The 18,795-nt window shown below is 70.6% G+C and carries 17 protein-coding genes; 10 read left to right on the plus strand and 7 right to left on the minus strand.

Annotation, left to right across the window (positions count from 1 at the left end; all coding sequences use genetic code 11):
• Positions 1-144: 144 nt before the first annotated feature.
• Positions 145-1,293: a S1 family peptidase gene (locus ACFWU3_RS34365; RefSeq protein WP_384445238.1), complete on the minus strand. Its 1,149-nt coding sequence runs from the start codon at positions 1,291-1,293 to the stop codon at positions 145-147.
• A gap of 451 nt (positions 1,294-1,744) precedes the next feature.
• Between ACFWU3_RS34365 and ACFWU3_RS34370 the strand changes: the two genes are divergently transcribed.
• Both ACFWU3_RS34370 and ACFWU3_RS34375 read left to right on the plus strand, forming a co-directional pair.
• On the plus strand, positions 1,745-2,227 hold the full coding sequence (locus tag ACFWU3_RS34370) for a MarR family winged helix-turn-helix transcriptional regulator (protein WP_384445240.1): 483 nt from the start codon (positions 1,745-1,747) through the stop codon (positions 2,225-2,227).
• A complete protein-coding gene (locus ACFWU3_RS34375; protein ID WP_384445243.1) occupies positions 2,224-2,673 on the plus strand; it encodes a MarR family transcriptional regulator in 450 nt (149 codons plus the stop codon). Before ACFWU3_RS34370 ends, ACFWU3_RS34375 begins: the two co-directional genes overlap by 4 nt.
• 190 nt (positions 2,674-2,863) lie before the next feature.
• Here ACFWU3_RS34375 and ACFWU3_RS34380 read toward each other — a convergent pair whose 3' ends face one another.
• A complete protein-coding gene (locus ACFWU3_RS34380) occupies positions 2,864-3,505 on the minus strand; it encodes an SRPBCC family protein (RefSeq protein ID WP_384445245.1) in 642 nt (213 codons plus the stop codon).
• Positions 3,506-3,704: 199 nt separating this feature from the next.
• Between ACFWU3_RS34380 and ACFWU3_RS34385 the strand changes: the two genes are divergently transcribed.
• Positions 3,705-4,373, plus strand: coding sequence for a TetR/AcrR family transcriptional regulator (locus ACFWU3_RS34385; RefSeq protein ID WP_384445247.1), 669 nt, complete (start codon positions 3,705-3,707; stop codon positions 4,371-4,373).
• 25 nt (positions 4,374-4,398) lie between these two features.
• Here ACFWU3_RS34385 and ACFWU3_RS34390 read toward each other — a convergent pair whose 3' ends face one another.
• The 3 genes from ACFWU3_RS34390 to ACFWU3_RS34400 all read right to left on the minus strand — a co-directional run bounded on the left by ACFWU3_RS34390 (position 4,399) and on the right by ACFWU3_RS34400 (position 6,613).
• Positions 4,399-5,241: a hypothetical protein gene (locus ACFWU3_RS34390; protein ID WP_384445249.1), complete on the minus strand. Its 843-nt coding sequence runs from the start codon at positions 5,239-5,241 to the stop codon at positions 4,399-4,401.
• Positions 5,242-5,369: 128 nt separating this feature from the next.
• Complete coding sequence (locus ACFWU3_RS34395) at positions 5,370-5,861, minus strand: metallophosphoesterase family protein (RefSeq protein ID WP_384445251.1); 492 nt, start codon at positions 5,859-5,861, stop codon at positions 5,370-5,372.
• A gap of 71 nt (positions 5,862-5,932) precedes the next feature.
• The gene (locus ACFWU3_RS34400; protein WP_384445253.1) at positions 5,933-6,613 is read right to left on the minus strand and encodes a TetR family transcriptional regulator; all 681 of its coding nucleotides are present in this window, start codon (positions 6,611-6,613) and stop codon (positions 5,933-5,935) included.
• A 120-nt stretch (positions 6,614-6,733) separates the two neighbouring features.
• Between ACFWU3_RS34400 and ACFWU3_RS34405 the strand changes: the two genes are divergently transcribed.
• Both ACFWU3_RS34405 and ACFWU3_RS34410 read left to right on the plus strand, forming a co-directional pair.
• Positions 6,734-7,666: an SDR family oxidoreductase gene (locus ACFWU3_RS34405; protein WP_384445255.1), complete on the plus strand. Its 933-nt coding sequence runs from the start codon at positions 6,734-6,736 to the stop codon at positions 7,664-7,666.
• A gap of 1,037 nt (positions 7,667-8,703) precedes the next feature.
• Positions 8,704-8,826, plus strand: coding sequence for a hypothetical protein (locus tag ACFWU3_RS34410; RefSeq protein ID WP_384445257.1), 123 nt, complete (start codon positions 8,704-8,706; stop codon positions 8,824-8,826).
• A 116-nt stretch (positions 8,827-8,942) separates the two neighbouring features.
• Here ACFWU3_RS34410 and ACFWU3_RS34415 read toward each other — a convergent pair whose 3' ends face one another.
• Together ACFWU3_RS34415 and ACFWU3_RS34420 are read right to left on the minus strand one after the other, a co-directional pair.
• Entirely contained in the window at positions 8,943-9,623 is a 681-nt protein-coding gene (locus ACFWU3_RS34415; RefSeq protein WP_384445259.1) for a DUF4230 domain-containing protein, read from the minus strand.
• Between the two features lie 132 nt (positions 9,624-9,755).
• Positions 9,756-12,170: a SpoIIE family protein phosphatase gene (locus tag ACFWU3_RS34420; RefSeq protein ID WP_384445261.1), complete on the minus strand. Its 2,415-nt coding sequence runs from the start codon at positions 12,168-12,170 to the stop codon at positions 9,756-9,758.
• 785 nt (positions 12,171-12,955) lie between these two features.
• Between ACFWU3_RS34420 and ACFWU3_RS34425 the strand changes: the two genes are divergently transcribed.
• The 5 genes from ACFWU3_RS34425 (at position 12,956) to ACFWU3_RS34445 (ending at position 18,745) form a co-directional block, all read left to right on the plus strand.
• On the plus strand, positions 12,956-14,449 hold the full coding sequence (locus ACFWU3_RS34425; protein WP_384445262.1) for an RICIN domain-containing protein: 1,494 nt from the start codon (positions 12,956-12,958) through the stop codon (positions 14,447-14,449).
• Positions 14,450-14,663: 214 nt separating this feature from the next.
• A complete protein-coding gene (locus ACFWU3_RS34430; RefSeq protein WP_384445264.1) occupies positions 14,664-17,126 on the plus strand; it encodes a SpoIIE family protein phosphatase in 2,463 nt (820 codons plus the stop codon).
• Positions 17,127-17,260: 134 nt separating this feature from the next.
• Entirely contained in the window at positions 17,261-17,560 is a 300-nt protein-coding gene (locus tag ACFWU3_RS34435; protein ID WP_384445266.1) for a DUF6355 family natural product biosynthesis protein, read from the plus strand.
• A 201-nt stretch (positions 17,561-17,761) separates the two neighbouring features.
• Positions 17,762-18,226 (plus strand): hypothetical protein, encoded by a 465-nt coding sequence (locus ACFWU3_RS34440; RefSeq protein ID WP_384445268.1) that lies wholly within the window; start codon positions 17,762-17,764, stop codon positions 18,224-18,226.
• A gap of 153 nt (positions 18,227-18,379) precedes the next feature.
• Positions 18,380-18,745, plus strand: a complete 366-nt coding sequence (locus ACFWU3_RS34445; protein WP_384445269.1) for a PRC-barrel domain containing protein — start codon at positions 18,380-18,382, stop codon at positions 18,743-18,745.
• Positions 18,746-18,795 lie beyond the last annotated feature (50 nt).

Raw genomic sequence — 18,795 nt, forward strand, 5'->3', positions numbered from 1 at the left:
AACTACCCCCCCCTACGTGCGGGGTCCCCCCCCCCCACCCTCTGGCGGGCGGGGGCGGGCGGGGGGCAAAACGCCCCCGGCGGGGGGTGGCGGCGGCGGGCGCAGCACGGGGAGGAAGTGCGCGCCGGCCGCCGGGGCGGCCCGTCAGGCCGTGTGCAGTCGCAGCCCGTACCGGCCGAGGATCTCGTTGATCGGCTGGTGCCAGGTCTGGCCTCCGCCGCTGCAGTTGCCCCAGCCGCCGGAGGTGACGCCCTGCGCCTGGTCGCCACTGATGAAGGAGCCGCCCGAATCGCCGGGTTCGGCGCACACGCTCGTCTTCGTCATCTGATGGACGGCGCCCTGGCTGTAGTTCACGGTCTCGTTCTTCGCGAGGACCGCCCCGCAGTGCCAGTGCGTGGTGGAACCGGACCGGCAGATCGAGGCCCCTATCGGAGCCTCGGCGGAGCCGCGGACGAGCTGGTCCGGCACGGTGCCCCAGCCGAGGACCACGGGAACGGTCCACCAGCCGCTGCCGACGCTGACCCAGGCGTAGTCGTCGCCGGGGAAGGACGATCCCTGGAAGTTTCCGATGTGGGAGCCGTCCCAGCCCCGGACCGCCGCGCCCCCTCCGCCGCAGTGGCCGGCGGTCACGAAGCCGCCGTGGACGGAGAAGCCGATGGAGCAGCGGACGTTTCCGGTGTAGTACGGGTCGCCGCCCACGGTGCCCGCGGCAAAGGTCTTGGGCGCCTCAGCCGTCTTTTCGACCTGGACGGGTCCTGCTCGGCGAGCGCGGGCGAGGAAGGCCCTGACATCGTTGTCGCCCTGCTGGTCGGCGACGACGTTCACGACGACCCGGTTGATACGCGGATCCACATGCCAACTGCTCACGCCGGCCGGCGCCTTGAGGCCGTCGATCTCCTTCTTCACCGCGTCGAGCCGGGCGGCGTCGTACGTCACGAGCCGAACCGAGGCGCCGGTGGCACGGACGGCCCCGGCCTTGGCGGGGTCGGTGATGGCGACACCGAGCTTGCCGGTGCCGGCGTCGAACCAGGCACCGCCGAAAGCCGGACCCGCCGCGCGGCGAGCGGTGCTCTCGACGGCGGTGGCGGCCCGCTCCGCCGCGAGGCGGTCCCGGGCCTGGCCCTTCGTCAGGCCGAGGTCTCGTTCCATCGCGTCCAGCAGGCCGGCGGACGCCTGCGGTTCGGCGGTGGGGGCAGGGGCGGCCGCGGATGCCGGGGCGAGTCCGGCGCCGGCCCAGGCGCCCAGAACGAGAAGTGCGGACATGCCGGTGCGCAGAACTGTTGTGCGTCTCAAGGCGTTGCCCTTCGGTTGTTCCAACGAGGTGGGGGTGGAACAGCACTGCCGTGGGAGCGCTCTCAACCGCTCCTCGGCGGAGCGTAGCCGAGCCACATCACCAGGTCCATGACAAGGCCGCGGCGGATTTGCGCGCGCCGGCGCAACGACTGCCGGGGAACGCCCGGCAATCACCCGCCGAACTCCACCCGCGAACAGCAGAGTTGAGCGAATTGCTGGTCTAGACCTGAACGGCTCCGCTGCGTCATAGTGAAGGAGACCTCGCGACCGACCACCGCACGGCCGCCGGCTCGCGCCACCCCCCGATCGAACCGCCTCCCCACCGCCCGGGGAGGCGGTTCTTCGTCTGCGGCGCCTCGGGTCGCCACCCCCAGGCTGGACCATCACCCACAGGCCCACACCCTCCGAAAACAGTAGCCATGTACATAGTAGCCATGTACGGTATTGCTTCGTGAGTTCAGCAACTGAGAACGCCACGGCGGGGTTTCTCGTCTGGCGTCTGTCGATGAAGTGGCGGGTGGCCGTCGACCGGGCGGTCGCGCCGCTGGGCCTGACCCATGCGCAGTACGCGCTGATGGCGTCGCTGTACGGCATGCGGCGCTCCGGATCGAAGCCCAGTCAGCGCGGCCTGGCCGACCACACCGGGCTCGAAGCGCTGTACGTCTCCAAGCTCGCCCGCGCGCTGGAAGCCTCCGGGCTCGTCGCCCGCACCCGGGACCCGAACGACCCGCGCGCCATGCAGCTCTCGCTCACCGAGCAGGGGCTCGACGTCACACGCCGCGCGATCGCGGTGGTCCAGGGTCTGCTCGACCAGCTGCTGGAGCCGCTCGGGGGCCAGAACAGCGCGCGTACACGGCAGTTCACCCGCGAGCTGGCCACCCTGCTCGACGCACCTCTTGATCCGCACACCGAGAACGAGACGGAGCAGTCATGACGACCACCACCGCACCCCCGGCCAACGCCCGGGTCATAGCCCTGGCGCACTACGCCGGGCGCGCCCTCCTGGAAGGCGTACTGGCACGCCACGGCGTCACATTCCACCAAAGCGTCACGCTCCGGGCCCTCGTGGCCGCGGGCGAATCCGTCGACCGTGACCGGCTCGTGGCCGACGTCACCGGGTCGCTGAAGACCGACGAGTCGCTCACGCGCGGTGTGATCGAGGAGATGACGGCCGCGAAGCTGCTGGAGGAGGACCTGGCCGAGGAGTCCCGGGTGCGGCTCACGGACGCCGGACGAGAGCTGTTCGACACCACCTCCGCCGAGAGCGCCGAGATCGCAGCCCGGCTGTACGGCGGTATTCCTGCCGAGGACCTGGCGATCGCGGGCCGCGTGCTGTCCCTGGTCACGGAGCGCGCGAACGCCGCGCTGGCCGGCGCCTGAGCCGAAGCGCCGGTGCACTCGGCGGGAGGCCCTCTCATGAAGGGAGCGGACGGCGGCGTCCCACGCACGGCGTCCTGTCGCCGCGACGGGCTCCAACTCGGCACGGTCCGCCCGCTGTTGCGGCGTGATGACCGGTGACAGTGGGCGGCTCCCGCTCCGCAGCGTGTGATCACGTGTCGGGCCCCGCCGGTCAGTGCGTCCGGTTGAGGGCGTCGGCTTCGGCGGCGGACTTCAGTTCGCGCAGCCAGGCTTCGAGACCCGCGCCGAGCAGCTTGGTCGCCGTGGGGACGTCCGCCTCGACCTGGGCGCCGGTGTGGGTCTCGTCGGTGCTCACGCGGACGCCGCCCTTGACCTTCGTGAAGGTCCACACGTGGATGCCGTCGATCTGCAGCCCTTCACCGACCGCGGGGCCGGTCCAGCGGATGCACGAGTGGTGCTTGATCTGCCGGACGGTCGAGGTGATGTCCAGGCTGGTGGCGGGAGTTGCGGGGTTGGGAGGGATCGGGGTCGTCCACCGGAATGCCGAACCCTTGCGGAACGGGCCGTGGTCGAGGCGTTCGACGGACTCGACGGGGCCCTGCCAGGACGGCCAGCGCTCCACGTCGGTCTGCAGCCGCCAGATGGTGCGCAGCGGGGCGTTGATCACGACCTCGGTGCGGTGACGGACGAGAGCGTCGGGGTCGACGCCCTTTCCGCGGCAGGTGACGGACCTGTCCGGGTGGGTGTGCGAGGCGGCTGCCCCGGCGGGTGCTGCCGCCTCGCCGAGGAGCCCGAGGACGAGCGGGACGGCGTAGAGGGCGGCGCGACTGCCGGTGCTGCGGAAGCCGGACATGGAGTTCTCCTCTGTCGGAAGGGGGTGAGCACTGCCGGTTGGCGTGTCACGCAACTGCAGTCACAGCCGCGCCGCGCAAGAGGCTCATGCGTTCGTTAGAAGTTATAACTCCTCACGAAGCGGCCGGTCAATCGGTTGAGTGATAACCTCTAACGAAATTTTGAGGCTGTAGACCAATGGGTCGGGACGGTGGCAGGCCATGGCGGCGACGGGCGCGAACACTCCGCGGGAGCGCTATCGGACTCAGGTGCGGGCGGAGATCACGGAACGCGCCTGGGAGCAGATCGCCACGGCGGGGGCGTCCGCGCTCTCCCTCAATGCGATCGCCAAGCAGATGGGCATGAGCGGACCGGCGCTGTACCGCTACTTCGCCGGCCGCGACGACCTGATCACCGAGCTCGTCCGGGAGGCGTACCGGAGCCTGGCCGACACCCTCCGCGCGGCCTCCGACGCCGGCGCCGATCTCGCGGGCCTGGCACACTCCCTGCGCAGCTGGGCACTGGCGGACCCGCAGCGGTACTTCCTCATCTACGGCACGCCCATCCCCGGCTACCACGCGCCCGAGGACATCACCGCGATCTCCTCCGAGATCATGACGACGCTCGTCGACGCGTGCGCGGCGCTCGCCGCGGACGATGCGGGGACATCGTTCGCCGGCCACCTGGAGGACCACCGGGACTGGGCCGCCGGCCACCCCGCCCCGCCGGGGGCTCTCCACCGGTTCCTGACGCTGTGGACCCGTCTGCACGGCGTCCTGTCACTGGAACTCGCGGGCCAGTTCGCCGGCATGGACTTCGACCCCGCCCTGCTCTTCGCGGCGGAACTGGACGAACTGCTCGCACCGCGGCCCGGAACTCGGAGCTCCTGAGGGCCGTCCCGTCACAGTCCTTGGCTCAGAGCCGCCCGGCCATGTCGAGGAAGCGGTGAATCGACGCCTTCATCGCCGCGACGAAGTTCTGACGGGTCTCGTCGGCCACCAGGTCGAGTGAGAGATACGGGTTGAGGTCCTCCAGCTCCACGAGCAGGAGTTCGCCGTCGGGGGCGCGGCAGGCGTCGACGCGCTGGATGCCCGACGTGATGGTGTTCCAGTCGATGAAGCGCCGGGCGAAGTCGAGATCCACCCCGGTCGGCTCGTACGGTTCGAGCACCCACCGCCGCTCGGGGTCGGGGGCGTACAACGCGTACTGGAATGCGTCGTCGACGAAGTAGAAGGACACCTCGTAGCGGAAGTCGATCCGCGGCTGGACGAGCACATCACCGTAGGTGAGGTGCGGCAGACGCTCGCGGGTGACGAACTCCAGCCCGATCGAGTCGGCGCCGGCCTTGGGCTTGACCGCGTACTGCTGCGCCGCCGGAAGTACGTCGAGGTCCGCGAGCCGGTCGACGGTGGGTATGACGGGGTGACCGTCAGCGGTCAGATCCAGCAGATACTGCTTGCCGGCCATGTCTCCCCTGCCGGAGAGCGGGTTGTAGACGGGGATTCCCCACGACGTGGCCCGGTCGCGGAAGGCGTCGTAGGCGTCCTGGTAGTGCAGGACAGGGCCGCTGTTGCGCACCACGACCGCGTCGAAGCCGTCCATCAGGGCGAGCGTCTCCCCCGGGTGGCACAGGGCGAGGTCGAAATCCTCGCGCAGCCGGGAGGTCAGGAAGATGTCCTCGTCGCAGTAGCGGCGGCCCCGCGCCGGGTAGGCGAGGTCGGTGACGAAGAGCAGGCGCGGTCGGACGGACACGGGCATCTCCCGGGGAGTGTGGTCGATACCGGACTCCGGGCATCCCGCGGAGTTCGGACGAGCTCCAAACTACCCACCGCTCGGAGTGCGGCCGGCGCCGGGGCCCGCCCACTCCCCCGATCCGGCTTTGCAGGTCACAGGCGGTGCAGGCGGATATCGGACAGCCGCCCCTCGGCCACGTCCACGGTCATGAAGGTGCGGTACGGCTGACGTCGCCGGTCTGTCGGCGAACCGGGGTTCAGCAGCCGCAGTCCGCCCGGAGCGGTCGTGTCCCAGGGAATGTGGCTGTGCCCGAACACCAGCACGTCGAGATCGGGAAATCGCTCCTCGCACCGCTGCTCCCGCCCCTTGGCCTGGCCGGTCTCATGGATCACGCCGAAGCGCAGACCGCCGAGCTCGGCCCGCGCCACTTCCGGCAGACGGGCCCGCAGTTCGGGGCCGTCGTTGTTGCCGTACACCGCGAGGAGCCGGGACGAGCGGGCCTCGAGCAGGTCGAGTGTCGCGCTGTCGACCCAGTCGCCGGCATGGAGCACCGCATCCGCCTCGTCGATCCGCTCCAGCAACTCGGCAGGGAGATGCCTGGCGCGCCGGGGCACGTGGGTGTCGGCGGTCAGCAGCAGTCGCATCCTTCCACCCTGCCCCCGTTCCGGCCGTGCCGGACCTCGTGACTCGCGGAGCCGGGCACGCGGGTCCCGGGTCAGCCGCCGGCTCGGGCCAGCAGTCCCGACAGGAGCACTTCGAGCATCTGGCGCAGCGTGGACGGGAAGTCGAGGCGCAGGGCGGCGAGGGCCGGGTCCGCCTCGTAGGCAGCGAGCATCGCCGCCGACGGATGGGCGTGCGTCCAGACGGCACCGGTCACCATGATCATGCCGCCGGTGAAGCGCACGGCGTCGTTCTCGCCGAGTTCGGGCAGATGAGCGCGGACCAGTTCGGCCATGGCGACGACGCCGGCGATGGCCGAGCGCTTGTACTCCGCGGCGACCTGCGGGGAGACATTGCGCTCCAGCACCGCGGCCTGAGCACCGATCAGGTCGCACAGCACGGGGCGCTCGCCCAGCGCGGACGCGATGACGGCGGCGATCCGGTCACCCCGTTCGGTGACGGGCGCGGCGGCGTCGAGAGCGTCAGGCAGCGTGGTGCGCAGGTGCTCGACCAGCTCCTGGCACGCGGCGTCCAGCAGTTCGAGGAGAACGGCCTCGCGGGACTCGAAGTAGCGCAGCACGTTCGACTTCGCCAGACCGACGCGGCGGCTCAGTTCGTTCAGGCTCACCTGCGCCACCGGCATCTCGGTGAGCATGGCGGCCGCCGTGTCCAGGATCGCCTTGCGGCGCTGGGCGCGTTGCTCCTCGTTCCGGGCGCGCTGGAATGTCGTTGCCATGACCAACATGCTACAGACCCCCGGTCTCTTGTTATCGGACCGCCGGTCTGCTAGCTTCGGAATACAACAGACCGGCGGTCTACTAACCGTCGGGACGCCTGCCCACCCCCAGGAGCCACCATGTACGCCGTCCCTGACCAGACCGGAAAGTTCGCCGTCGTCACCGGCGCCAACAGCGGTACGGGCAAGGAGACCGCACGCCGTCTCGCCGACGCCGGAGCCCGCGTCGTCCTCGCCGTCCGCACCGTCTCCAAGGGCGAGCAGGCCCGCGACGAGATCGTGGCCCGGCACCCCCACGCCCGGCTCGAAGTACGCCGCATCGACCTGGCCGATCTGGACTCGGTGAAGGAGTTCGCCGACGGGCTCATCGCCGACGGCACACCCCTCGACCTGCTCGTGAACAATGCCGGTGTCATGGCGCCGCCCACCCGCATGACCACCGCCGACGGCTTCGAACTGCAACTGGCGAGCAACTTCCTCGGCCCCTTCGCCCTGACCCTTCGGCTCCTGCCGCTGCTGCTCGCCGCCCCGGCCCCGCGCGTGGCCACCATGAGCAGCGGCACGGCCAACTACGGCCGGATCCACTTCGGCGATCTCCAGTGGGAGAACCGGCGCTACAGCCCCAATCTCGCCTACGCCCAGTCCAAGCTGGCCGACCTGATCATGGCCCAGCAGCTCACGGCGGTCGCCGCTGAGCGCGGGTGGAACCTGCTGAGCACCGCCGCCCACCCCGGGTACACCACGACCAATCTCCAGACCGCCGGCGCGAGCCTCGGCCGCGGCAAGCCCTCCCGGCTGCACGCGCTGGTCAGCGCCATCGACTTCCTGCCCAAGCAGGGTGTCGAGCAGGGCGCGGAACCGCTGCTGTACGCGGCGACCGGTCCGGAAGCGGTGGCGAACGGCTACTACGGTCCCAGCGCACGGTTCGGTCTCGTCGGCCCGACCGGCCCGGCACGTGTCACCCGACGAGCCCTGGACCCCGTGACCAACGCCCGCCTGTGGGCCGAGGCCGAGCGCCTGACCAGCGTGTCCGTGGCGTCCGCCGTCGTCTGACACCCGACGCCGGACGCCACGCGCGCAGCGCCCGGCAGTGGTCACCGGTGCCGTCGGACACACGCGCGGAGCACCGAAGTGACATCCCACCGCACACGGACGCCGCGAGTGGGTAGGCGTGACCTATGGACGTTGTGGACTCAGACGAGCTGTTGCGCCGAATCCAGCGAGCGCGTGACTGGGCTGGCCGGGAAGAAGAGTCGTGGAAAGCCCGGACCGGCGAGTTGCAGGGCGGCGATCCGGACGGGTCGCGTCGCGCGGAGGTGTACGGATCCGCTTTCGAGACGGTCCGGAAGGTGCTGGACGAGATCGTCTCGCCCGGCCGGTCGACATAGCGGCGTCACGTCTCTGCCGACAGCCCTCGGACCACGCCGTAGGGCCTTGTTTCCCCTGAGTTTCCCCTGACCCGAGTCGCCGATCGCCCACCGCGGTTCATCCCTTCGGCGCCGTCGCGGAGACCTTCGCCGGACACCGGACACCGTCACCCCGACCCAGACTCGGGAACGGCGATGTCACCCGACCGTGGCACCGCGACCGGTGGACGAAGAGGCGGGGAGACACGGTGCGTGACAAGGGGATGAGCCGGGCTCGGTTTCCGGCCGGGGCGGGGGCCGCGGGGCTCGCAGCGGCCGGACTGCTCCCGGCGGCAGGGGCAGCGGCGGCGCCGGAGGCCCGGGGCGAGCAGAGCAGAAAGCGCGGCCTGACCCACCGGGGCGTCTGCTACGAGGTCGGTGAAGGCAAGACTCCGGGGACCGCCTGGAGTACCGCACGGATGCGGCACGACATGCGGGCGATCAGGAACGACCTGCATGCGAGCTCGGTGCTGATCGGGGGCGTCGGCACGACCGGCTCACCGCGACCGCCACCGAGGCCGTCGAGCGAGGACTGCATGTATGGCTCCAACCCACCCTGGGGGACCGGCCCGAGGCCGACATCCTGGAGCATGTGGCGGAGGCGGGCAGGCACGCCGAGCGTCTGCGGCGGCAGGGCGCCCGGATCCACCCCCGCACCGGCCGGAGCCGCGCCACGACCTCGACATGGCCTCGTACAGCATCGTCAAGGCGATCAGGGACAGGCCCGACGACCCGGCATCCGACTGGCACTGGGAGCCGAAGGAGTCGTTCCGCGCGCTCGCCCGGCAGTACTGCCGGCGGCGGTGAGCCGGGAGTCCAACGCTCCGCCTCCGTCGACGAGTTCAACGCTCCGCCCCCGTCGAGGAGTTCAACGCTCCGCCGCCCGGCGCGCGAGCGTCGGGCGGCGGCACGGATCGGATGCGTCAGGCGTACGTCACGGTCACCTGGCGGAAGCCGAGGGAGCGCAGCAGGCCCTGCAGCATGGCCGTCGTGTTCTTCTCGGCGCGTTCGGTCAGCTCGCTTTCCTTGGCGGCCTCACCGATGCGCTGGGCGGCGAGCCGGTGGACGGCCCTCTCGTCGGCCGGATTGTCGGAGAAGAGGTCCCCCAGCCTGTCGAGGAGTCCGCGCTGCTTGGAGACGGCGTACGAACGGTCCGCGTTCAGGGCCGGGGTGCCGAGCCGGGCGTGCGGCAGACGCAGTGTGGCCTCGGTGCGGTCCTCGTTGACGGTCACGCTCTTGTCGCCGAGCCGGTTCAGATCGACGTACGCGCTCACCGTGCCCGCGCCGACGTACAGGGTGCGGGTGCCCCGGATCGCGTCCGGCAGGAACTTGGCGTCCTTCTCCAGGTCCACGACGATCTGGAAGTTGCCGGCGGCGCCCTCGTAACGGTTCATGTCCTGAATGGATTTGAGTACGGCAGGACCCGAACGGTCCTTCGTCTCCTCGCCGAAGACGTCATCGAGGCCGGGCACCAGGCTGAAGCGTCCGGCGAGCGCGAACAGGACCAGGACGACCAGCAGGGCGACGGGTACCTTCACCCACCACGGCACCGGCGAGCGCCCCGTGGGGTGCTGCTTCTCAGGAGCTCGAGTAAGTGTCTTCACGGGCTCCGGGTTCCCCGGAAGGCCGGAGGCAGTCGCGCGCTGCGGGCACTTTGCCGCACCGCTCCCGCCGAACGGCCCTCACCCTGCTCACGGCCCTCTCACGCCACCCGCGCCATGCCGTCCGACGTGATGTCAGCCGTCGGACGGGAAGGGCTGCTCCGTCCAGATCGTCTTGCCGGACGGGGTGTAGCGCGTGCCCCACCGGTGGACGAGCTGGGCGACGATGAACAGTCCGCGCCCGCCTTCGTCGTCCTCGGCGCTGTGCCGCAGATGGGGCGAGGTGTGACCCGTGTCGGCGACTTCGCACAGCAGCGAACGGTCGAGGATGAGCCGCAGATGCAGCGGCCCCTCCGCGTGCCTGATGGCGTTGGTGACCAACTCGCTGACGACGAGCTCGGTCGAGAACACCAGCTCGTCGAGGCCCCATGCCTGAAGCTGTTCGGCGGCGAGCCCGCGGGCGTGGCCCACCGCGACGGCCTCCGCCGGGAGTTCCCAGTCGACGACCTTCCCGGGCTCGAGTTCACGGGTGCGGACGAGCAGCAGCGCGGTGTCGTCGGCCGTCGTACCGCCCGGCAGGAGCTCGGACAGGGCACGGTCGCAGAGCTCGTCGAGACTCCCCCGGGGTTCACCGAGCACCCGTCCCAGAGCGTCGAGTCCCTGGTCGATGTCGCGGTCGCGTGACTCGATGAGACCGTCGGTGAACAGTGCCAGCAGGCTGCCCACCGGGAGTTCGATGTCGATGGACTCGAACGGCAGGCCTCCGAGACCCAGCGGCGGACCGGCCGGCAGCGCGGGAAACGAGACGCTTCCGCCGGGCTCCACGATCGCGGGCGGCAGATGTCCCGCGCGAGCCATGGTGCATCGCCGGGTGACCGGGTCGTAGACGGCGTAGAGGCAGGTCGCTCCCGTGGCATCGTCGTGCGGAGGGTCCTGCGCGCCGGCCCCCGCGGACGGCTCGTCGGCGGACTGGCCCACCAGGTCATCGACCCGGGTCAGCAACTCGTCCGGTGTCAGGTCCAGTTGGGCGAGCGCGCGCACCGTCGTCCGCAGGCGTCCCATGGTGGCCGCCGCCTGGAGGCCGTGCCCGACCACGTCACCGACCACCAGCCCGACCCGGCTGCCGGACAGCGCGATGACATCGAACCAGTCGCCTCCGACTCCGGTCACGTCGTCGGTGGGCAGATAGCGGTACGCGAGGTCGACGGCCGACTGCTGCGGCAGATGCTGCGGCAGCAGCTGACGCTGGAGAGCGAGAGAAGCCCTGCGTTCCCGGGTGAAGCGCCGGGCGTTGTCGATGGACACGGCCGTACGGGCCGCGAGCTCGTCCGCCAGGGCGACTTCGCCGCGGTCGAAGGCCGCCGAGGGCGACTGCCGGGCAAAGGTGACCAGACCGAGCACGCTTCCCCCGGCCCGCAACGGCACGACCAGAGTGTTGTCCTCGAGCACGAGTCCACCGGAGGAGAGGCTGCGGACCTGGAGGGACCCGGGCGGATACTCGACCGGCGCCGGCGGCTTCTTCCGCGCCGGGTCGTCGGGACCGAAGGTCGGCTCGGGCCGGGCGGCGACCCGCACGAGAGCAGTGGCCGCCGAACCGCCCGGACCCTGCTCCTCGCCCTCCAGGACGCCGGCCGCCAGGTCGACGGTGACGGTGTCGGCGAATTCCGGCACCGCCACTTCGGTGACCTCCTCGGCGGTACGGACCACGTCGAGCACGGTCCCGATGCTGCGCCCGGCCTCCACGAGCAGGGCCAGCCGCTGCTGCGCCTCGTAGCGGTCGGAGATGTCGAAGGCGTCCTCGCAGACGCCGAAGACGTGCCCGTCGGCGTCCTGGAGTCGGTAGTACGAGCAGGACCAGAGGTGCTCCTGTCCGGGGTCGCTGGGCGGCTGACCACGGAAGTGGAGATCGAGGATCGGTTCACCGGTGTCGAGGACGTGGTGCATGACCTCGTCGAGGGTGTGCGGATCACCCTCGGTGATGAACCTGCCCTCCGAGTACAACTCATCCGCCCGCAGGCCGCGGAACTCGGCGAACGGCAGCCCTATCTCGCGTTCGTAGGCGGCGTTGCACCAGGTGAGGCGCAGCTCCGTGTCGTAGATGCCGAGGCCCACGGGCGACTGGGTGGCGAGGCCCTGGAGCAGCGCCAGCCTGGACTCCCAGAGCCGCAGCTGCTCCAGCTCGGTCGCGACCAGTACCCGGGCCGCAGGGCCGCCGCCGGGCAGCGTGCAGACGGCGGTGGCGACCATCAGGCTGCGGCCGTCGCGGTGCCGGGCGACACGGATCTCGGTGCCGCTGGGAGTACCGGGACGGGGGCCTGGGCCGGGACCGGGTCCGGACTCGGCGGCGGGGACCTCGGCGGGGTGCCGCGGCGACAGAAAGGTGTCCAGGGGACGGCCGATGATCTCGTCCTGGGTGTACCCCAGGAGCTCCTCGGCCGCGCGGCTCCATCCGACGACGGTGTCCTGGGCATCGAGAACCGCCGTGGCTGCTCGGGTGACGTCGAGCGGACCACGGAAGTCGGGACCCTTCGTCGCATTCCCATCGCTCATGGCGCCACACCAGCCCGATTCATTGCCTCCAGAATCCGCCCTGACCGAGACCGGCACAAGCGCAATGGTTCTGTTGGCCGGACCGGTTTCGCCCCTCCGGGCTCACCCACTGCCCGAGCCTGCGGCACCGGCAGGGAGGTCTGCGCGGTGATTGCGGCGCGCGAGCCGCGGATCGGGCGGTGGAGCGGGGTCAAGCGGAGATTCCCGGTGGGCTCGAAAGGCCCGTCGCAGTCCTCCGACCTGGGCAGGATCGGTCGCCGAGCGATGACAGCCCGTCAGAGGCCGCCGCCTTCCGGGGGCTTGTGTCCAAGGGCACACGTACCGCGTCCCGAGCGTCTGGCCTTATAGCTCCGACGGGCCTCAATCGCATCTCTGTGCCTCATTGTTCACTCGCACGAGTGACAGGATCATCCACGCATCTCGATGAGGCACTTATCTGCATGTGACAATCATCGCCAATGGTGGCCGGATCTTTACCGGTGAGGCAATTCACAGAACGCGATGGTTTCGTTCTCAACAAGCTGGCACTCCCAAACATCGGACCACAAATTGCTACTCCCGGGTCAGCTCGACAAAAGGGATGGAGCCGGGAACACCACAATTCCGGCGCGGCGTCAAGGTCGGGATTGCCCGGGCGCGCGATGTAGTGCACTCTGTGCCCACGAGCCACGCAGTAAGCGCAGCTCGGACGGCGGAGCAGCCCATCCCCGACCAAGGCCCCACCCAGGCCGGTCCGCTGCTTTCCTCCGCGCCGGGCAATAGTACAGACCAATGGGGGCGCAAGGGTGAAAGAATTTCCGCGACCATCCGCCTCCTCCGGGGGCGAATCTCCGATTCCGGACGAGAATCCTCCCCTTGCCTCGGAAAAGGCGCAGACGAATGGGATATCCGTCTCCAGCCTTCTGGCCCACCATTGGCGGGCGGTTCTCGACTACGCGTCGATCTGCACCGTTTCTCCCGAGAGCGCGAAGAAACTCGCCGGCGGCGCATTCCTCCGCACCATCGGCGACCTCTCCCCCGCCACACCCGGCTCCGATGTCCCGGGTCCCGCGAGTCCGTGGCGCATCCGGCTGCTGACCGCCGTCCTCCAGACGGCCGGCGAATGGGGCGGCGACGAGCGCAGATTCACCCTCCAGCCGGGCTTGCGCGAACTGCACGGCGACAAGGCGGGGTCGCCGTCCCGTCCTGAGCACACCAACCTCGTGCGACGTGCGTTCGCCGCACTGCCGGAACGAGCGCAGGCACGTCTGTGGCACGCGGAGGTGGAGGCGGAGGACATCGGCACGTCCGCCGTCATCGGCAGCCCGAACCCGGCCGCGGCCCGGGTGGAACTCCAGCGCGACCGGGTGCTTCTGCGCACGGCGTGCCAGCAGGCCCATCTCAATCTGGGCGGTGACTACTGCCGCAGGTACAACCGGCTCCTCGACGTCTACACGAGCCGTCCCGGGGTGCCGATGATGGCCGATCTCCAGGAGCACCTGGACAGCTGCGCCTTCTGCCGCCGCGCCGCGGATCAGTTCGACCACTCCGGTGACCGGTTGCGCCGGCTCCTCGCCGGGGCGGTGCTGGAGTTCGGCGCGGACGCCTATCTGGCCGCCCGGCGGGCCGGCCCGGGCACCACGGGCGGGGCCGTCCCCACCGGCGACCCGCTCCCGGAGCACGGCCGGCACCGGACACCCGGCTCGCGGGCGAATCCGGTCCTGCGGCAGGTCCGGCAGCGTCCGGTCCTCGCGCTCGTGGTCGCCGGAAACGTTGTCATCGCGGCCCTCGCGGCCGGCTTCTTCCTCTTCCCGGCCGACTCACCGTCCGCGGCCTCCCCGCCTCCGTCCGCACCCCCGTCCGCGACCCCGGCCCCCGGTCCCTCCGCCGCCCCGTCCGCCCGCTTCCGCAACGCCGCGACCAGTCTGTGCCTCGACGCGCGTTCCCCTGCGACATCCGGGGCGACGGCCGTCACCGCGCCCTGCTCGACGCAGCCCACGCAACGCTGGCGGTTCGACGCGTCCGGTCTGCTGCGCAATGCCGGGACGGACGACCTGTGCCTGGCGTTCCACCGAACCTCGTTCCGGCTTCAGCTCTCGCCGTGCAGCACCCTGACCGGCGACGAACCGGCCTCGCCCTTCGATCTGTCGCCCGACGGCCTGCTCGTACCCCGCGAGGAGCAGGGGCTCGCGGTGGTCCCGGTCGACCGGACGGCGTACACCGCGGTGGTCCTCAAACCGGCGGTCCCGCCGTCGTCCGACGCGACACAGCAATGGAGAAGCGACCCTCTCACCCCCTGAACGTCGCACACCTGTCCGGCCGCCTGTCCGTTTCCGACCACAGAGGTCATATTCTGATGACCGGTCATCACAGAGCTGCTCGTTCGGCCCTTCCACCACGAACATTGCGGCATAGAGTGAGGCGCTTACGGCGAGGGCTCGATCTCGGCCAAACGGGTATCTCTACGCCACGAACCTTTGGCGCGGCCACGGCTTCCTGGGAGGCGATGCAGCCTTGACAAGGCAGGGGTTTGCTTTCTGCGGGGCCGAGTTCGCGGCCGTTTATCTCTACTCGGGGGAAGACGACCGGCTCGACCTGGCCGACGTGGTCGAAGGCCCTGGCAATACCTGCGCGCTGCCCGAGGCCTTCTTCCTCTCCGGCCGGTCGCCGGTCGCCGACGCCTTCCGCGACGACCGCAACCGGTGGCTCGGCCCGGCGCAGCTCGCGGAGTACGCGCGGGCGGGCGACGCGACGCCCGGCCCGGACACCGTCCTCGCGGAATGCGTCAAAGCCTGGCCGGGCAGTACGTCGCTGGGCGCCCTGCCACTGGGCGGGCACACCAGCAAACTCGGCTGCCTCGTCGTCGTGGGTGTCTCCGCGGAGGGCTTCGACACGGACTGCCGGCACCTGCTGGAGCTGTACGCGGATCAGGTCGCGGCGGGGATCGAAGCGCTGGACACACAGGTCGTGAAGCGGCAGCCGCAGGTCCGTCCGCGCCGGGGTGCCAAACTGTTCCCGCCCCGCAGCGGCGCCTTCACCCTGGTGCTCAAGACAGGCGACATGAAGGCCGACGACCAGGTCCTCGATCTGCTGGGCGTCGCGGCCGAGGACTTCGACGGGCGTGCGGAGACGCTCCTCGCGTGCGCCGTCCCCGACGATGTGCCCGCTCTCATGTCGATCGTGGAGCCGGGGCGGTCGTCGTCCACGGACCACCAACTGGCCTTCCGCATCCGCCGGCCCAACGGCGAGCTCCGCTGGCTCGGCCTTAGGTGCCGGATGCTGCTCTCCCCCGAGGGAAAGCCGGAGCGCATGCTGGGCGTCGTCGCCGACGCCTCCTATCTGCGGCCCAACGCCGACGAGGTGTCCCGTGTGCAGCGGCTGTCCGCCAAGCTGGCGGGCGCCACCACCGTCCGCGATGTCAGCGAGGTCGTGGTCGCGGCCCTGCGCGCACCGCTCGACGCCAGCCGGGTCGCCGTGGCGGAGCTGGAGGCCGACCGCCTGGTCGTCACCATCCTCGACCCGCCCGACCCCGACGCCTGGCCCGAGGTGTGGAGATCCGAGTGGCGGTCCGAGTGGCCCGACGCGGCGAGCAGCGCCCTGCCCACGCTCAGGAGCGCGCTGCGCGAGGGCACGGTCTCCGTGTGGCTGCCCGGCGCCGATCTGGAGCCCGGACTCGCGGACATCGGACCCGGCGGTCTCGCCGTGCTGCCGCTGCTGGCCGACGGCAGGATGGTCGGGGCCTGCCTGGTGGGCTGGGACCAGGAGCACCGGTTCGGCCCGGAGGAACGGTCCCTGCTGACGGCGACCGCCAGTCTGGTCGGCCAGGCCCTGATGCGCGCCCACGCGCTGGACGCCCGGCATGAGCTGGCCAGAACGCTTCAGCGCAGTCTGCTGCCCCGCAAGCTTCCGGTGCTGCCGGGCGGCAAGGCGGTGGCCCGCTATCTGCCCGCGACGGTCGGGCTCGAAGTGGGCGGCGACTGGTACGACGTCATTCCGCTCCCGGACAGCCATGTGGCGCTCGTGATCGGAGACGTCCAGGGGCACAGTGCCGAGGCGGCCACGATCATGGGGCAGATGCGCACGGCCATCAGGGCGTACGCGGTGGAGGGGCATCCCCCCGATGTCGTGGTCAGCCACGCGAACCGGCTGCTCATCGGCATGGAGACCGATCTCTTCGCGACCTGCTGCTATGTGGACCTGGACATGGAGGAGGGCATCGCCCTCTTCGTTCGGGCGGGCCATCTCCAGCCCCTGTTGCGGCACCCGGACGGATCCACCGACGAGCTGAACGTCCAGGGCGGTCCACCACTGGGCGTCATGACGGATGCTCAGTTCCCCATGACCGAGGCGGGATTGACCCCGGGCACGGTCCTGACGCTGCTCACGGACGGACTGGTCGAGTCGGCGAACCTGCCGCTCGAGGACGGTATGAACCGCCTCCGTTCGCTGCTCAGCGCCGCGGATCCGTCGGACACGGGACGCACGGCCGACGACCTCCTCGGGAACGTCGACCGGCGCGACGACGACGTGGCCGTGCTGCTCCTGCGGTACGACGGCATGCTCGTACGGCCGCAGCGGGCGCGCTGGACGGTGTGGCGGCTCCCCGACGCGATCGTGCACGCCCGCCGCTTCACCGCCCGGACCCTGCGCGGCTGGGAGGCGGTGGACGAGATGGATGTGGCGCTGCTCATCGTCTCGGAGCTGGTCACCAACGCGATCGCGCACACCCAGGGGCAGGTGCGCCTCGATCTGACGCTCGCTCAGGACCGGCTGCGGATCGCCGTCAACGACTCCTCGCCCCGCTCCCCCGCCCGGCCGACGACGCTGGACCTCGACGCGACCGGCGGTCGCGGACTGCTCATCGTCGCGGCGCTGTCCACGGCGTGGGGTTCGGTACCGTTCGCCGGCGGCAAGCAGGTGTGGGCCGAGGTCGCGCTGTCACCGGGCGAGCAGGTGAGCGCGCCGCCGAAGGCATAGCGGGCACCCGACGGTGTGAACTCCTGCCGCCGTTCGGGGGAGTTCGAACAGCACTGCGTTCGTGATCATGGATCCTCTCTGTGGACCCGAGCCCTTCGGCTACGGGCATCACCCTTTTCGAGTAGGAGACATCCATGGCCATGCGCCGTTCCCTGTCGGTCGTCATCGGTGCCGTTGCCCTCGTCCTCGGCGCCACCACCGCGTCGGCGGCCCCCGCGGCCCCTGCCGCGGGAACGGCCCTCATGAACCCCTGCGGGTTCTACGAGACGTCCACCGACGCCTACTACCAGCACTGCACGAGCGACGGTTCCCGCGTGATCGTCGAGGTGGAGGTCTTCGGGCCCAACTACGAGCGCTGTGTGGCGCCCGGGACCACCTGGCTCGGATCCGCCGGGAAGATCGACGGCGCGGTCTACACCGGACGCACCTGCTGACACCCCTCGGGTGCCGGGCCCGCGCCGCGAGCGGAGGGCCCGGCAGCGCCTCGGTACCAGGGCGCATCGGCGCCAGGACCCTTCCTGGCCGGGGCACATCGCCTCGGGACCCGAGACAGCGATGAGTCCGGCCGTCCGGTCCGGTCTCCACTCGTGGGTACCGCTCCCGCAGGTACCGATCGCGAGACGAGGAGAATCCCGATGCGGCAACCGACACCCCATTCCGCGCTGCGCCGGCTGGACGTGCTCGTGGGCGCATGGGACATGTGGGCCCTCGGGCACCGGGCCGGTCCGGTGCGGACCGAGTTCTCCTGGCTGGAGGGCGGGGTCGTTCTCGTGCAACGCGCGGACGTGGGGCCGGATTCGGCCGTTCCCGCCGAGTGGGGTCCGCATCTGCCGTTCCCCACCGTCACGCTGACCGGCTACGACGACACGGCCGACGAGTTCACGACGTTGTATGCCGATGGCCGGGGTGTCGCACGCGTCTACCGGACGAGCGTGCACGACGGTGTGTGGAGGCAGTGGCGGGCAGCACCCGGCTTCCACCAGAGATTCACCGCCACCATCGACGACGGGGGCGGCACGATCAGGGGTGGCTGGGAGGGATCGCGTGACGGCGAGACCTGGACGCCGGACTTCGATGTGACGTACACGAGGGTCGGCTGAGATCCTCCGCTGCCGCCGGCCTGCCCGGTGATCGGGGAGCGTGCGCTTCCCGCGACGGGGTAGCCGGGGTCTGCGGGCCGGGGCGCGCGTACAGGATTGGTCTCCTCCAGCGCGCGGCCCCGGCCGCTTTTCCTCCAGGAACAGGGACAGGAGATGGCAGTGAACAGCATCTGGAGTTATTCGGCAGCCGACGGATATTCAACAGGTCTGTCCCTCACAGGTTTTGTCGTCGAGGCGTCCGACGGAGTGGTCGGACACGTGGACAGGCAGCAGGACGACACGGGTGTGCAGCATCTGGTCGTCGACACGGGGGTGTGGGTGTTCGGCAAGAGCGTGCTGATCCCCGCGGGCCTGGTGACCCACATCGACGTCGAGGCGCAGAAGGTCTTCCTGGGGCGTACCCGGGACGAGATCAAGAGCGCGCCCCAGTTCTCCCGGGACAGCGAGACCGGCGACCTGGCGTATCTGACTCTGGTCGGCCACTACTACCAGGAACTCGACGCGGCACAGGGCATCTGAGCGGACCGACGGATACGTACCGCGGCGCGCGGGGGCGGAGGGCAGACGGC

The organism is Streptomyces sp. NPDC058685, from assembly GCF_042714725.1.
Taxonomy (GTDB): domain Bacteria; phylum Actinomycetota; class Actinomycetes; order Streptomycetales; family Streptomycetaceae; genus Streptomyces.